Here is a 12,461-nt window from a genome sequence, read left to right as displayed (position 1 = left end):
ATGACTGAATCGCAAGAAACGCCGATCACCACCGAAGGCGAAGAGCGCCAACACCGCCGCATCAAGAGTTTCGTGATGCGCGCCGGGCGCATGACCGAAGGCCAGCAGCGCGGCCTGGACCAGGGTGGACCGCTGTTCATCCTGCCCCTGGCCGAGAGCCCGGTGGACTACGACCAGGTTTTCGGCCGCTCGGCGCCGCGTACCCTGGAGATCGGCTTCGGCATGGGCCACTCCCTGCTGGAAATGGCTGCTGCCGCGCCAGAGCAGGACTTCATCGGTGTCGAAGTGCACCGTCCGGGTGTCGGGGCGCTGCTCAACGGCGTGCTGACTCAGGGTCTGAAGAACCTGCGGGTGTATGACTGCGATGCCATCGAAGTGCTGAACAAGTGCGTGGCTGACAACAGCCTCGACCGGTTGATGCTGTTCTTCCCCGACCCTTGGCACAAGAGCCGTCACCACAAGCGCCGCATCGTCCAGCCGGAATTCGCGCAGCTGGTGCGCAGCAAGCTCAAGGTGGGCGGTGTGTTCCATATGGCCACCGACTGGGAGCCTTATGCCGAATACATGCTGGAAGTGATGAACGTGGCGCCGGGCTATCGCAACCTGGCCGCCGACGGCAAGTGCGTAGAGCGTCCGGCAGAACGCCCGATCACCAAGTTCGAACGCCGCGGCGAGCGGCTTGGGCATGGGGTGTGGGATCTGAAGTTCGAAAAACTGGCGTAGGTGATGTCAATCGCGGGGCAAGTCGGGTCGCCCCGCGATGCTTTTCAGCGCCGATCGGCAACCACGCCAATCAACACCAGCACAATCAGCAGCACCGGCGCCAACGCATAGTTGTTGAACTGCGCCAGCCCCTTCACCACCCACGGGGTGGCATAGATCAATGCCGCACCGCTGCCGATCATCACCAGCAAGGCCATGAACGGTACGCGCAAGGCGCCTGCAAGGCCGCCCAGGCGTTGTTCGACCCAGCCTTTGATGTCGGTGCCAAACAGCACCAGCAAACAGCCCACCAAGGCCAGGGAAATCTCCGACAGGTTGCTGCGGCTCCAGCGGGAAACGGTCGAGAGCAGGTCGAGTACCAGGTCCATTCGCAATCCTTAGGTCAAGAAATACTGCAGCAGGTCGTTGAGGAACAACTGGCCGCGCGCGGTAGCGACCAGTCGCGTCGGTTCGACCTGCAAAAGCCCTTTTTGTTCGGCTTCACGCCGCGCCGCCGCCAGTTGCTCCAGGGGCAGGCCGGTACGCTGGCTGAACAGCTCGATGTCTACGCCCTGGGTCAGGCGCAGGGCGTTCATCAGGAACTCGAAGGGCAGCTCGTCCACCGGCAGCAGCTTTTCGCCGGCCTTGAAGGGCTTGGCCGGGTTCAGGTAGTCCTTGGGCAGGCGGGTTTTCCAGGTGCGCAGGATGCGCCCGTCCGGGTGGCTGAGTTTGCCGTGGGCGCCGGCGCCGATACCGATGAAGTCGCCAAAGCTCCAGTAGTTGAGGTTGTGCCGCGCGGCACGTCCCGGCTGGGCGTAGGCCGAGACTTCGTACTGGGCGTAGCCGTGGCTGGCCAGCAGGGCCTGGCCGGCTTCCTGGATGTCCCAGAGGATGTCGTCTTCGGGCAGCAGCGGTGGCTGGTTCCAGAACACCGTATTCGGTTCCAGGGTCAACTGGTACCAGGACAGGTGCGTGGGGTTCAGCGCAATCGCCTGGCGCAGGTCGCCCAGGGCGTCGTCCAGCGACTGGTCGGGCAGGCCATGCATCAGGTCGAGGTTGAAGTTGTCGAAGCCGGCATTGCGCGCCATGTCGGCGGCGCGAATCGCCTCGTCACCGTTGTGGATGCGGCCCAGGGCTTCGAGCTTGGCTTGCTGGAAGCTCTGGATGCCGATCGACAGGCGATTGATGCCCAATTGCCGGTAGGCCTTGAACTTCTCTTGCTCGAAGGTCCCGGGGTTGGCCTCCAGGGTGATTTCGATGTCGCTGGCAAACGGTATGCGTTGCTCCACACCGACCAGCAAGCGCCCCAGCGCGCGGGCGCTGAACAGGCTCGGGGTGCCGCCGCCAAAGAAGATCGAGCTGATCGGGCGGCCATGGACGTTGCCTAGCTCCTGGTCGAGGTCGGCGAGCAGGGCGTCGACGTAGGCTTCTTCCGGCAGTTCGGGGGTGGCGGCGTGGGAGTTGAAGTCGCAGTACGGGCATTTACGCACGCACCAGGGGATATGGATGTACAGCGCCAGGGGCGGCAGCTGTGGCAGGGCCGCCCGCGGTACTTGGGAAGTAAAGCCAGCCTCGCCCAGGTGCAGTGGCTGTGCCGGCGAACGCTCGGTCATGCCAGGCCCAGACGTTGACGCAACAGGCTCATGGCGCGGGCACGGTGGCTGATCTGGTTCTTGTCGGCAGGGCTCAGCTCGGCGCTCGAGCAATCGCGCTCCGGGACCCAGAACAGTGGGTCATAGCCAAAGCCGTGCTCGCCGCTGGCCTGGGTCAGGATGCGCCCGTGCCACAGGCCTTCGCAGAGGATCGGCAGCGGGTCGTCGGCATGCCGGACCAAGGCCAGGACGCAGACGAACTGGGCGCCGCGCTGCTCCTGCGGGACGTCCTTGAGCACATCGAGCAACTTGGCGTTGTTTGCCGCATCGCCTTTGCCATCGGCATAACGAGCGGAGTAGATGCCCGGCGCGCCGCCGAGAAAGTCCACCGCCAGGCCCGAATCATCGGCCAGCGCCGGCATGCCGGAAATGCGCGCGGCATTGCGCGCCTTGAGGATGGCGTTTTCGACGAACGACAGGCCGGTTTCTTCCGGCTCGACGCTGCTGAATTCGCCAATCGAACGCAGTTGCACGGTGTCACCGAGCATGGCCTGCAGTTCCTTGAGTTTGCCGGCGTTATGGCTGGCCAATACGATTTGCTGAAAAGTCATCATTCGCCTGGAAAAAGCTCTTGGTTGAAGCTGATGGTTTCGGTCTTGCCACCAATGCCAACGTCGATGGTGAAGGTCCGGGTTTCCTGTTGTTCAACAGGGAACTGGGCGATGTAGTAGATGGCGCCCTGTTCGGTGATCTGCTTGAACTTCAACGGCACCGAGTTGCTGGTCAGGTCCTTGACGGTGCCGCTGACCTGGGTGACCAGTGGCTTGCCAGCCTTGATCACCGAGACGTTGATCACGCCCTGGTTCTTGCTGCGCACCAGTTCCGCAGCCTTGGCGATATCTGGTTGCAGGAAGGTCGAAATGAAAGTGCTGTAGTGCACCGTGGTATCACCGAACACTTCCTGGCGTTCGCCCTTGATGGCATCGGCGGCGACCGCCGTCACACTCAGGCAGGCAGTCAGTAAAAAACTCAACAAGCGACCCATGATCGTTCTCCTCCGGTGTGCGGGTTAAACCGCGACCTTGTGTTCGGTAAGGCCGGGGCTGCTGACACGGTAAATGCCGATCTCACCTAGAAGATTAGGCCATAGCTTGCTCGCCCACCCGTGGCGGTGCAAATGGTCGACCGCCAGGCGGTCGAGGACCTGGGCGCGGCGTTCGCTGCACAGGGCCTCGAAGTCTTCGAAGGTACAGAAGTGGATGTTCGGCGTGTTGTACCAGGTATACGGCATGAAGTCGGAAACCGGCATGCGACCTTTGGTCGCCAGGTACCAGCGGCAGCGCCAGTGGCCGAAGTTGGGGAAGGTGATGATGCACTGGCGGCCGACGCGCAGCATTTCGTCGAGAATGCGGTCGGGGTATTCCACGGCCTGCAGGGCCTGGGTCATGACCACCACGTCGAAACTGTTGCTGGCGAAGTTGCCCAGGCCCTTGTCGAGGTCCTGCTCGATGACGTTGACGCCCTTGGCCACGCACTGGGCGATGTTGTCGGGGTCGATTTCCAGGCCGTAGCCGGCCACCTGCTTGTGGTCGCGCAGCGACGCCAGCAGTTCACCGGTACCGCAACCGAGGTCGAGTACCCGGCTGCCGGCGGGGATCCAGTCTTGGATGATTTCCAGGTCGGCTCTCATAGGCTCCTCAGCAGACGATGCGGTTCATGTAGTTCGTGAATCCCGTGATGTAGCGCGGGGTCGGGATCAGGAAGGCATCGTGGCCATAGGGCGAATCGATATCCAGGTAGCAGACGTTCTTGCGTGCGGCGATCAGCGCATCGACGATCTCCCGCGAGCGCGCTGGCGAGAAGCGCCAGTCGGTGGTGAACGACATCACGCAGTAATCCGCGGTGACATGCGCAAGAGTCGCTGCCAGGTCGCCGCCGTGGCTGGCGGCCGGGTCGAAGTAATCCAGTGCCTTGGTCATCAGCAGGTAGGTGTTGGCGTCGAAACGCCCGGAGAACTCCTCGCCCTGATAGCGCAGGTAGCTTTCAACCTGGAACTCGACGCTGTGGAAGTCGTAGTTGAGCTTGTCGCTTTTCAGCTCGCGGCCGAATTTCTCGCCCATGGAGTCATCGGACAGGTAGGTGATGTGCCCGACCATGCGCGCCAGCATCAGGCCGCGCTTGGGGATCACGCCCTGATCCTGGAACGAGCCGCCGTGGAATTCCGGGTCGGTGAGGATGGCCTGGCGTGCCACCTCGTTGAAGGCGATGTTCTGTGCCGAGAGCTTGGGTGCCGAGGCGATGTCCAGGCAATGACGCACGCGATCGGGGTAGGTGATGGTCCACTGCAGCGCCTGCATGCCGCCCAGGCTGCCACCGACGACGGCGGCCCATTGCTGGATACCCAGGCGATCGGCCAGGCGCGCCTGGCTGTGCACCCAGTCTTCCACGGTCAGCACCGGGAAATCGGCGCCGTAGGGCTTGCCGGTGAGCGGGTTGATGCTGCTGGGGCCGGTGCTGCCGTTGCAACCGCCAAGGTTGTTGAGGCTGACCACGAAGAAACGATTGGTATCGATCGGCTTGCCGGGGCCGATGCAACTGTCCCACCAGCCCGGCTTGCGATCGTCGGGGCTGTGGTAGCCGGCGGCATGGTGATGGCCGGACAACGCATGACAGATCAGCACGGCGTTGCTGGCGCTGCTGTTGAGCGTGCCGTAGGTTTCGTAGATCAGTTCATAGGCGGCCAGCGAGCGACCGCAGGCCAGCGCCAGCGGCTCGCTGAACTGTGCCAGTTGCGGTGTTACCAGACCGACCGAATCTTCGGGAAAGACAGTGGACATCGACCCTGCTCACGCTTGAATGAGGCGTAAGTCTAAAGACCACTGCGAAGTGCGGCAAGGAAAGCATCGCGGGTCTAGCCCGCTCCTACAGAAGTGCTGTGGGAGCGGGCTTGCCCCGCGAGAGATCAGACCAGCAGGCGCAGAATCTCCGGCATTCCGCTCATCGCCGCCAGGTTGTTGATCACCAGCATGTCGATCAGCTTCAGCGCCATGAACGCCAGGATCGGCGAGATATCCAGGCCGCCGAGGTTCGGCAGGATACGGCGGAACGGTGCCAGGAACGGGTCGCAGATCTGGTTGATCAGCTCGGCGCCCGGGTTGTGGCTGCCCGGCGCGACCCACGAAAGGATCACGCTGATGATCAGGGCGAAGAAGAAAATCTTCAGAAACAGCGCGGTCACGCCAATGATCGACCAGACCAGCAATTGCAGCGGGTTGCCGGTGGTGCCGTAGGCCAGCAGCAGGGTCAGGCCCATCACCAGCAGCTGGATGATGATCGCCAGCAGCAGCGACGACATGTCCAGGCCGAACAGGCTCGGAATCACCCGGCGCATTGGTTTGAGCAGCGGTTGGGTGGCGCGTACGGCGAACTGGCTGAGCGGGTTGTAGAAGTCCGCGCGGACCAGTTGCAGGACAAAGCGCAGCACCACGATCAGCAGGTACAGGCTGCCGAGGGTCTGCAGCACATAGATTGCAGCGGTGTTCAATCCGATCATCTTCGGCTCCTTAGTTGCCCAGTTGTTCAGCCATTTCGGCCGAGCGGTGCGCAGCGGCACCCAGCGCCTGTTCCACCAGCGCTTCGAATCCATTGGCCTGGAACGACTTGATCGCCGCTTCCGTGGTGCCGGCCGGTGAGGTGACCCGACGGCGCAGTTCGGCGGCGTCAACATCGCTGCTGACCGCCATGTGCGCAGCGCCCAGGGCGGTTTGCAGGGTCAGCTTGGCGGCGGTTTCCCGTGGCAGGCCGAGTTTCTCGCCGGCGGCGGTCATGGCCTCGATCAGCAGGAAAAAATACGCCGGGCCACTGCCGGACACCGCAGTCACCGCATCCAGCTGTTGTTCGTTGTCCAGCCACAGGGCGATGCCCACGGCCGACAGCAGTTGCTCAGCCTGCTGGCGCTGGGCCGGCGAAACCTCGGCGGTGGCGAACAGGCCGCTGACGCCCTGGCGCAGCAGCGCCGGGGTGTTGGGCATGCAGCGCACGATCGGCTGGGCGCCGAGCCAGCTGTTCATGCTCGCGCAGGTGATCCCGGCGGCGATCGAGACGACCAGTTGCTCGGGCTTGAGCTTGGGCTTGAGCGCTTCGCACACGGCTTTCATCGCCTGTGGCTTGACCGCCAATACCACCACATCGGCGCCTTCGATGGCCTGGGCGTTGTCGGCGAACATCTCGATGCCGTGCTCGGCATGGATTTTCGCCCGCTGCTCGGCGCCCGGATCGCTGGCGCGGATCTGCGAAGCTTCCAGGCCCTGGGCGCGCAGGCCGCCGATCAGGCTGGCAGCCATGTTGCCGGCGCCGATAAAGGCAATACGAGTCTTGCTCATGTCAGGTCCTTGATAGGGAAAGAGGGAAAAAGCATGGGTCAGGGCTGGCCGTAGTCGCGGGCACCGAACAGCGCGGTGCCGATGCGCACCCAGGTCGCGCCCTGGGCAATCGCAGCTTCCAGGTCATGACTCATGCCCATGGACAGGGTGTCGAGGGGTAACTGAAGGCTCGCCTGCAACTCGCGAACCCGGGCGAAGGCCGCTTGTTGGGCGGCCTCGTCGTCGGTCGGCTCGGGAATCGCCATCAACCCGCGCAGGCGCAGGCGTGGCAGCGCGGCGATGGCGCTGGCCAGGGCTGGCAGCTCTTCGGGCGTGCAACCGGACTTGCTGGCTTCGCCACTGACGTTGACCTGCAGGCAGATGTTCAGCGCTGCACGGTTGTCAGGGCGTTGCTCGGACAGGCGTTGGGCGATTTTCAGACGGTCCACGGAATGTACCCAGTCAAAGTGCTCGGCAATCGCACGAGTCTTGTTCGACTGAATGGGGCCGATGAAGTGCCAGGTCAAGGGCAGGTCGGTCAATTCGCCCTGTTTGTTCAGGGCTTCCTGCAGGTAGTTCTCACCGACATCGCGCACCCCGGCGGCGAAGGCTTCGCGCACGGCAGCGGCGGGTTTGGTCTTGCTCACGGCCAGCAGCTGCACGGCCGCAGGCTCGCGCCCGGCGGCCAGCGCGGCGGCACGGATGCGTGCGGCGAGCGCGGAAAGGTTGTCTGCTATGGTGGACATTGATCGATGCCAGCGGCTCTTTGGGTCTGCGGCATTCTACCTGCTTGGCGGCCTTTGGGGAGTCTCATGGATGTGACTGAACTGCTGGCGCTGGCTGTGCAAGCCGGTGCCAGTGACCTGCACCTGGCGGCGGGCGAGGTGCCGGCGCTGCGTTTTGGGGGGTGTTTGCGGCCGCTGGAGTTGCCGGCGCTGACGCCGCAAGACATGGACGAAATGCTCGGACAGGTGATGTCCGCGGCGCAGCAAAAGGATTTTGAAACACATCTGGATATCGACTTTGCCTTTGCCGTGCCAGCATTGGCGCGCTTTCGGGTCAATGCTTTCCAGCAACTGCATGGCGCCGCTGCAGTGCTGCGGGTGATTCCGGCGCAGGTCAGCAGCCTGGCAGAACTCGACCTGGGGGATGTGTTTCGGCAAATTGCCGAGCTGTCGGGCGGGCTGGTGCTGGTTACCGGGCCCACAGGGTCGGGCAAATCGACCACCCTGGCGGCTCTGGTCGATCACCTGAACCGTGAGCGGGCGCTGCACATCGTCACCCTCGAGGACCCCATCGAATTTATCCACAGCTCGCAGCGCAGCCGCATCACCCAGCGCGAGATCGGCCGGCACACCCGGGGTTTTGCCCAGGCCTTGCGCGCAGCATTACGCCAGGATCCGGATGTGATCATGCTCGGTGAACTGCGCGATCCGCAGAGCATTCGCCTGGCCCTGACTGCAGCGGAAACCGGGCACCTGGTATTGGCCACGGTGCATACCGGCTCGGCGGCGAAAACCATTGACCGCCTGGTGGATGTGTTCGCCGCCGAAGAGAAGCAACTGGTACGCGCCATGCTCGCCGAGTCGCTGCAGGCAGTGGTCTCGCAGGTTCTGGTGGAGAAGGTTGGCGGCGGCCGGCTGGTAGCCCACGAGATACTCCTGGCAACGCCTGCGGTGCGCAACCTGGTGCGCGAGGGCAAGGTGGCGCAGATTTATTCGGCGATACAGACAGGCGGGGCACAGGGGATGCAGACCCTCGACGCGTGTCTGCAGGGCCTGGTGCGTCAAGGGCTGGTCAGCCCTGAAAGCGCCCGAGAGCGGGCGCCGGGGCGTTTCTAGCGTTTGGCCAGGGCCAGTTGCTGGCTTTTTGGCAAGACACGTTTGGCAACCACGTAACGGCTGTTCCAGTACGGCTTGTTCAGGGTGTCGATGCTTACCCGTTTGCCAGTGCGCGGCGCGTGGATGAAGCGGTCGTTGCCCAGGTAGATGGCGACGTGGTTGACCCGGCGGCTCTTGATATTGAAGAAGATCAGGTCGCCGGGCTTGAGGTCGTTACGATCGACTTTTATGCCGTGGCCGCTGGCCATGGCGTTGGAGGTGCGGGGCAGGTCGACTTCATCGATGTCGTTGAAGGCGTACTTGACCAGGCCGCTGCAGTCAAAGCCCTTGCTCGGGCTGCTGCCGCCCCAGCGATACGGGGTGCCGAGCACGTTGACCGCGCGGCTGAGCACATCGCTGCTCTGCTGCGGCGACATGGCCGCGGCAACCGGCAGCGGCTTGCCCGGGCGAGCGCTGCGCTTGGGGCTGTGCTGGACTTTGTTGCTGCTGACGTTCTTGTGTGGACGCGCAGCAGTGGAATTGGAGGTGTACCCGGAGAAACCGTTGGGTAACCGTTGCTCACGATTGGTGGCGTGGGCAGCCAGTGGCAATAATAGGCAGATGGTCAGCCATGTCTTGAAAAAAGGACGCATAGGCAGGGCTCTGGTTGGTTAGCGCGCAACTTTATAACAGCTTTTTGATCAAATTCTGATCCGTTGGTCGATTCCAGGGGGCGGCAAAAACCGGCAGAAGCGGCGATTGGCCTGCATTCGAAAGGCGCGGGCCAGACAGGATAGGGGTTTGCGGCGGGTAGGGTGGCAAATGACCACACGTCGGCTTGCCACAGAAAAGTCACATTTTTCTTTAGAAAATTTATCGATAACCCACAGGGGCTATGAATGAACAGTTATCAACAGGGCGGTCAGCTACACGACACCCACAGCAAGGTGATCGGTTATCTGCTGTGGATTTTCGGCTTCACCGGTTCGCACCGCTTCTACTATGGCAAGCCGGTCACCGGCACGATCTGGTTCTTCACCCTGGGCCTGCTCGGCATCGGCTGGTTGATCGACCTGTTTCTGATTCCGGCGATGGACCGCGAAGCCGACCTGCGCTTTCAGCCGGGTCCACTGGACTACAGCCTGGCGTGGATCCTGCTGACCTTCCTCGGGGTGTTTGGCGTGCACCGCATGTACCAGGGCAAGTGGATCACCGGCCTGATCTACCTGTGCACCGGCGGGTTATTCCTGGTGGGGGTGCTGTATGACTTCTGGACGCTCAATACCCAGGTGTCACTGGCCAACGCCCAGCGGCGTTAAGGCCTGAAGCCTTGTCGCAGCGAATGCGACAAGGCTTTTGCGGCGGGGTTACTGGCGGGTCTGGCGCTGCTGCAACAGCAGGTTGCTGAAGCCGCTGCCAGCCAGTTGCTTTTGCGCCACGGTCAGCTGCTCACGGTTGCTGAACGGGCCAACCAGCACGCGGTACCAGGTTTCTTCCTTCACCGTGCCGGACTCCACCTTGACCGCCTGGCCGAGCAGGATGATCTGCGCGCGGACCTTGTCGGCGTCGGCCTGCTTGCGGAACGAGCCGGCCTGCAGGAAGAACTGGGTGGTCGCCGCCGGCTTGATCACCGGTGGTGCGGGTGGTGGCGTTTGGCCCATCAACGCGGCCTGGGCACGAGCGGTGTCGATCTTCGCCGCTTCCGCCGGGGTGACCGGAGGTTGCGCCGGCACCGGCGGGGTTTTCTCCGGCACCGCTTCAGGCGGCACGATCACTTCCGATTCCGGCAGCAAGGTATAGAAGTCGTACTTGGGCTTCACCGGCTGCTGCGGGCTTGGTGCGGTCTTGTTGGCTTCGGCGACCTTCTCGGCCTTCTGCTGCTCGGGCTTGGTGCGCTTGACCTCGCCGTTGCCAGGCTCAAGCTTCATCAGGAACACGACAAAGGCGCCCACCGACAAGCCGATTGCCAGCCACAGCCAGCCCGGGATCGGCTGCTTGGCAGGTGCCTGATAGCGACTCGCGCCGCGCTTGGGTGCGGGTTTTTTCTTGGCAGCCAACTTACATGCGCTCCAGGGTTTCCAGGCCGAGCAGTTGCAGACCTTGCTTGAGGGTACGACCGGTCAGGGCGGCCAGACGCAGGCGGCTCTGCTGCTGTTCAGGGGTGTCGGCGGCGAGGATCGGGCAGTTCTCGTAGAAGCTCGAGAACAGGCCGGCAACGTCGTAGAGGTAAGCGCACAGCACGTGCGGCGTGCCCTTCTCGGCGACGTTGTTGAGGATCTCGCCGAACTGCGCCAGGCGTGCAGCCAGGTCCTGCTCCTGCGGTGCTTGCAGGATGATCTGGCCGTCGACTTCTTCAAAGCTCTTGCCCAGCTTGCGAAACACACCGGCGACGCGGGTGTAGGCGTACAGCAGGTAAGGCGCGGTGTTGCCTTCGAAGTTGAGCATCAGTTCGAAGTTGAAGCTGTAGTCGCTGGTGCGGTGCTTGGACAGGTCGGCGTATTTCACCGCGCCAATGCCGACCACTTCGCCGATGGCGCGCAGGTCGGCCTCGGCCAGCTCCGGGTTCTTCTCCTTGACCAGGGCGTAGGCACGTTCCTTGGCTTCGGTGAGCAGGTCGATCAGCTTCACCGTGCCGCCGTCGCGGGTCTTGAACGGACGGCCGTCGGCGCCGTTCATGGTGCCGAAGCCCATGTGCTCCATTTGCATCGGGTGGCCGACGAAACCGGCGCGGCGAGCCACTTCGAACACCTGGTTGAAGTGCAGGGCCTGACGCTGGTCGACGAAGTACAGGGCGCGGTCGGCCTTGAGCACGTTGCTGCGGTAGCGCACGGCAGCGAGGTCGGTGGTGGCGTACAGGTAGCCGCCGTCGGCTTTTTGCACGATCACCGGCAGTGGCTCGCCTTCGGCGGTTTTGAATTCTTCAAGGAATACGCACTGGGCGCCCTTGCTCTCGACCAGCAGACCCTTGGCCTTGAGGTCGCTGACGACATTGGCCAGGTCGTCGTTGTAGGCGCTTTCGCCCATGACGTCGGCCATGGTCAGTTTGACGTTGAGCAGTTCGTAGGTCTTCTGGCAGTGCGACAGCGAGATGTCCTTGAAGCGGGTCCACAGTTTCAGGCATTCCGGGTCGCCGGCTTGCAGCTTGACCACCAGGCCACGGGCGCGGTCGGCGAACTCTTCGGACTCGTCGAAGCGTTTTTTCGCCGCACGGTAGAAGTTCTCCAGGTCCGACAGCTCGTCGCTGGTGATCGGGTTTTCCTGCAGGTAGGCCATCAGCATGCCGAACTGGGTGCCCCAGTCGCCGACGTGGTTCTGGCGGATTACGTCATCGCCGAGGAACTCCAGCACGCGGGATACGGCATCACCGATGATGGTCGAACGCAGGTGGCCGACGTGCATCTCCTTGGCCAGGTTAGGGGCCGACAGGTCGACCACCACCTTCTGCTGCGGGCCGGCTTTCTTCACGCCAAGCTTGGCGTCGGCCAGGGCCGCATCCAGGCGCGAGGCCAGGGCCTGGGTGTTCTGGAAGAAGTTGAGAAAGCCTGGGCCGGCGATCTCGACCTTGCTCACCTGCTCGTCGGCAGGCAGGGCGGCGATGATCTTCTCGGCCAGGTCGCGCGGTTTCATGCCGGCAGGCTTGGCCAGCATCATCGCGATGTTGCTGGCGAAGTCGCCGTGGGTCTTGTCCCGGGCGTTCTCCACCTGGATCGCCGGCGTCAGCCCTTCAGGCAGCACACCGTCGGTGACGAGTTGGGTGAGGGCTTGCTGGATCAGCTGGCGAATGGTGTCTTTCATGGGCTTCTCTTTCGACCGCAAGCGCGGCGGCGCTTCGATGCGCAGGTGGAAAAACTGGACATTATCCGTTGCCGGGGCGAGGTTGCCAACCTTTGGGGCGTTCTGTTCGGCCCTCATCGCTGGCAAGCCAGCTCCCACAGGAGTTTCTGGCGCTTTCAAATTGTGCGGTCACCGCTGACCCTGTGGGAGCT

General features: G+C 63.1%; 15 protein-coding genes. 3 read left to right on the top strand and 12 right to left on the bottom strand.

Going from position 1 to position 12,461, the window contains the following annotated elements; translation table 11 throughout:
- A complete protein-coding gene (gene trmB / locus UB48_RS02805; protein ID WP_045193967.1) occupies nt 1–723 on the top strand; it encodes a tRNA (guanosine(46)-N7)-methyltransferase TrmB in 723 nt (240 codons plus the stop codon).
- 44 nt (nt 724–767) lie between these two features.
- On the opposite strand, the gene UB48_RS02800 is transcribed toward trmB, so the two are convergent.
- The 9 genes from UB48_RS02800 to UB48_RS02760 form a co-directional block, all read right to left on the bottom strand.
- Nucleotides 768–1,091, bottom strand: a complete 324-nt coding sequence (locus tag UB48_RS02800) for a DUF3392 domain-containing protein (protein WP_010222202.1) — start codon at nt 1,089–1,091, stop codon at nt 768–770.
- Between the two features lie 9 nt (nt 1,092–1,100).
- On the bottom strand, nt 1,101–2,315 hold the full coding sequence (gene hemW / locus UB48_RS02795; RefSeq protein WP_045193966.1) for a radical SAM family heme chaperone HemW: 1,215 nt from the start codon (nt 2,313–2,315) through the stop codon (nt 1,101–1,103).
- Nucleotides 2,312–2,908, bottom strand: coding sequence for an RdgB/HAM1 family non-canonical purine NTP pyrophosphatase (gene rdgB / locus UB48_RS02790; protein ID WP_045193965.1), 597 nt, complete (start codon nt 2,906–2,908; stop codon nt 2,312–2,314). Before rdgB ends, hemW begins: the two co-directional genes overlap by 4 nt.
- A complete protein-coding gene (locus UB48_RS02785; protein ID WP_045193964.1) occupies nt 2,905–3,339 on the bottom strand; it encodes a DUF4426 domain-containing protein in 435 nt (144 codons plus the stop codon). Before UB48_RS02785 ends, rdgB begins: the two co-directional genes overlap by 4 nt.
- A 24-nt stretch (nt 3,340–3,363) precedes the next feature.
- Entirely contained in the window at nt 3,364–3,984 is a 621-nt protein-coding gene (metW, locus tag UB48_RS02780; protein WP_038997652.1) for a methionine biosynthesis protein MetW, read from the bottom strand.
- Between the two features lie 7 nt (nt 3,985–3,991).
- On the bottom strand, nt 3,992–5,131 hold the full coding sequence (locus UB48_RS02775) for a homoserine O-acetyltransferase (RefSeq protein ID WP_045193963.1): 1,140 nt from the start codon (nt 5,129–5,131) through the stop codon (nt 3,992–3,994).
- Between the two features lie 125 nt (nt 5,132–5,256).
- Entirely contained in the window at nt 5,257–5,847 is a 591-nt protein-coding gene (locus tag UB48_RS02770; RefSeq protein ID WP_045193962.1) for a YggT family protein, read from the bottom strand.
- Nucleotides 5,848–5,857: 10 nt separating this feature from the next.
- Nucleotides 5,858–6,676 carry a pyrroline-5-carboxylate reductase gene (gene proC / locus UB48_RS02765; RefSeq protein WP_045193961.1) on the bottom strand — a complete coding sequence of 273 codons (819 nt, stop codon included), beginning with the start codon at nt 6,674–6,676 and terminating at the stop codon, nt 5,858–5,860.
- Nucleotides 6,677–6,714: 38 nt separating this feature from the next.
- Nucleotides 6,715–7,401 carry a YggS family pyridoxal phosphate-dependent enzyme gene (locus tag UB48_RS02760; protein ID WP_045193960.1) on the bottom strand — a complete coding sequence of 229 codons (687 nt, stop codon included), beginning with the start codon at nt 7,399–7,401 and terminating at the stop codon, nt 6,715–6,717.
- Nucleotides 7,402–7,467: 66 nt separating this feature from the next.
- Here UB48_RS02760 and UB48_RS02755 point away from each other — a divergent pair, with 66 nt between their 5' ends.
- The gene (locus tag UB48_RS02755) at nt 7,468–8,496 is read left to right on the top strand and encodes a type IV pilus twitching motility protein PilT (protein ID WP_045193959.1); all 1,029 of its coding nucleotides are present in this window, start codon (nt 7,468–7,470) and stop codon (nt 8,494–8,496) included.
- Here UB48_RS02755 and UB48_RS02750 read toward each other — a convergent pair.
- The gene (locus UB48_RS02750) at nt 8,493–9,128 is read right to left on the bottom strand and encodes a C40 family peptidase (RefSeq protein WP_045193958.1); all 636 of its coding nucleotides are present in this window, start codon (nt 9,126–9,128) and stop codon (nt 8,493–8,495) included. The two genes, UB48_RS02755 and UB48_RS02750, sit on opposite strands and share 4 nt — an antisense overlap.
- A gap of 246 nt (nt 9,129–9,374) precedes the next feature.
- On the opposite strand from UB48_RS02750, the gene UB48_RS02745 reads away from it, so the two are divergent.
- Nucleotides 9,375–9,794, top strand: coding sequence for a TM2 domain-containing protein (locus UB48_RS02745; protein ID WP_045193957.1), 420 nt, complete (start codon nt 9,375–9,377; stop codon nt 9,792–9,794).
- Nucleotides 9,795–9,842: 48 nt separating this feature from the next.
- Here UB48_RS02745 and UB48_RS02740 read toward each other — a convergent pair whose 3' ends face one another.
- Nucleotides 9,843–10,532 (bottom strand): SPOR domain-containing protein, encoded by a 690-nt coding sequence (locus UB48_RS02740; protein ID WP_038997644.1) that lies wholly within the window; start codon nt 10,530–10,532, stop codon nt 9,843–9,845.
- Nucleotide 10,533: 1 nt separating this feature from the next.
- Nucleotides 10,534–12,270, bottom strand: coding sequence for an arginine--tRNA ligase (gene argS / locus UB48_RS02735; protein WP_045193990.1), 1,737 nt, complete (start codon nt 12,268–12,270; stop codon nt 10,534–10,536).
- Between the last annotated feature and the right edge of the window lie 191 nt (nt 12,271–12,461).

The sequence above is a fragment of the Pseudomonas sp. 2(2015) genome (assembly GCF_000955865.1).
In the GTDB taxonomy this organism is placed as follows: domain Bacteria; phylum Pseudomonadota; class Gammaproteobacteria; order Pseudomonadales; family Pseudomonadaceae; genus Aquipseudomonas.
The sequence above is the reverse complement of the archived record's forward strand: the minus strand, read 5'-3'. Positions and strand labels throughout refer to the sequence as shown.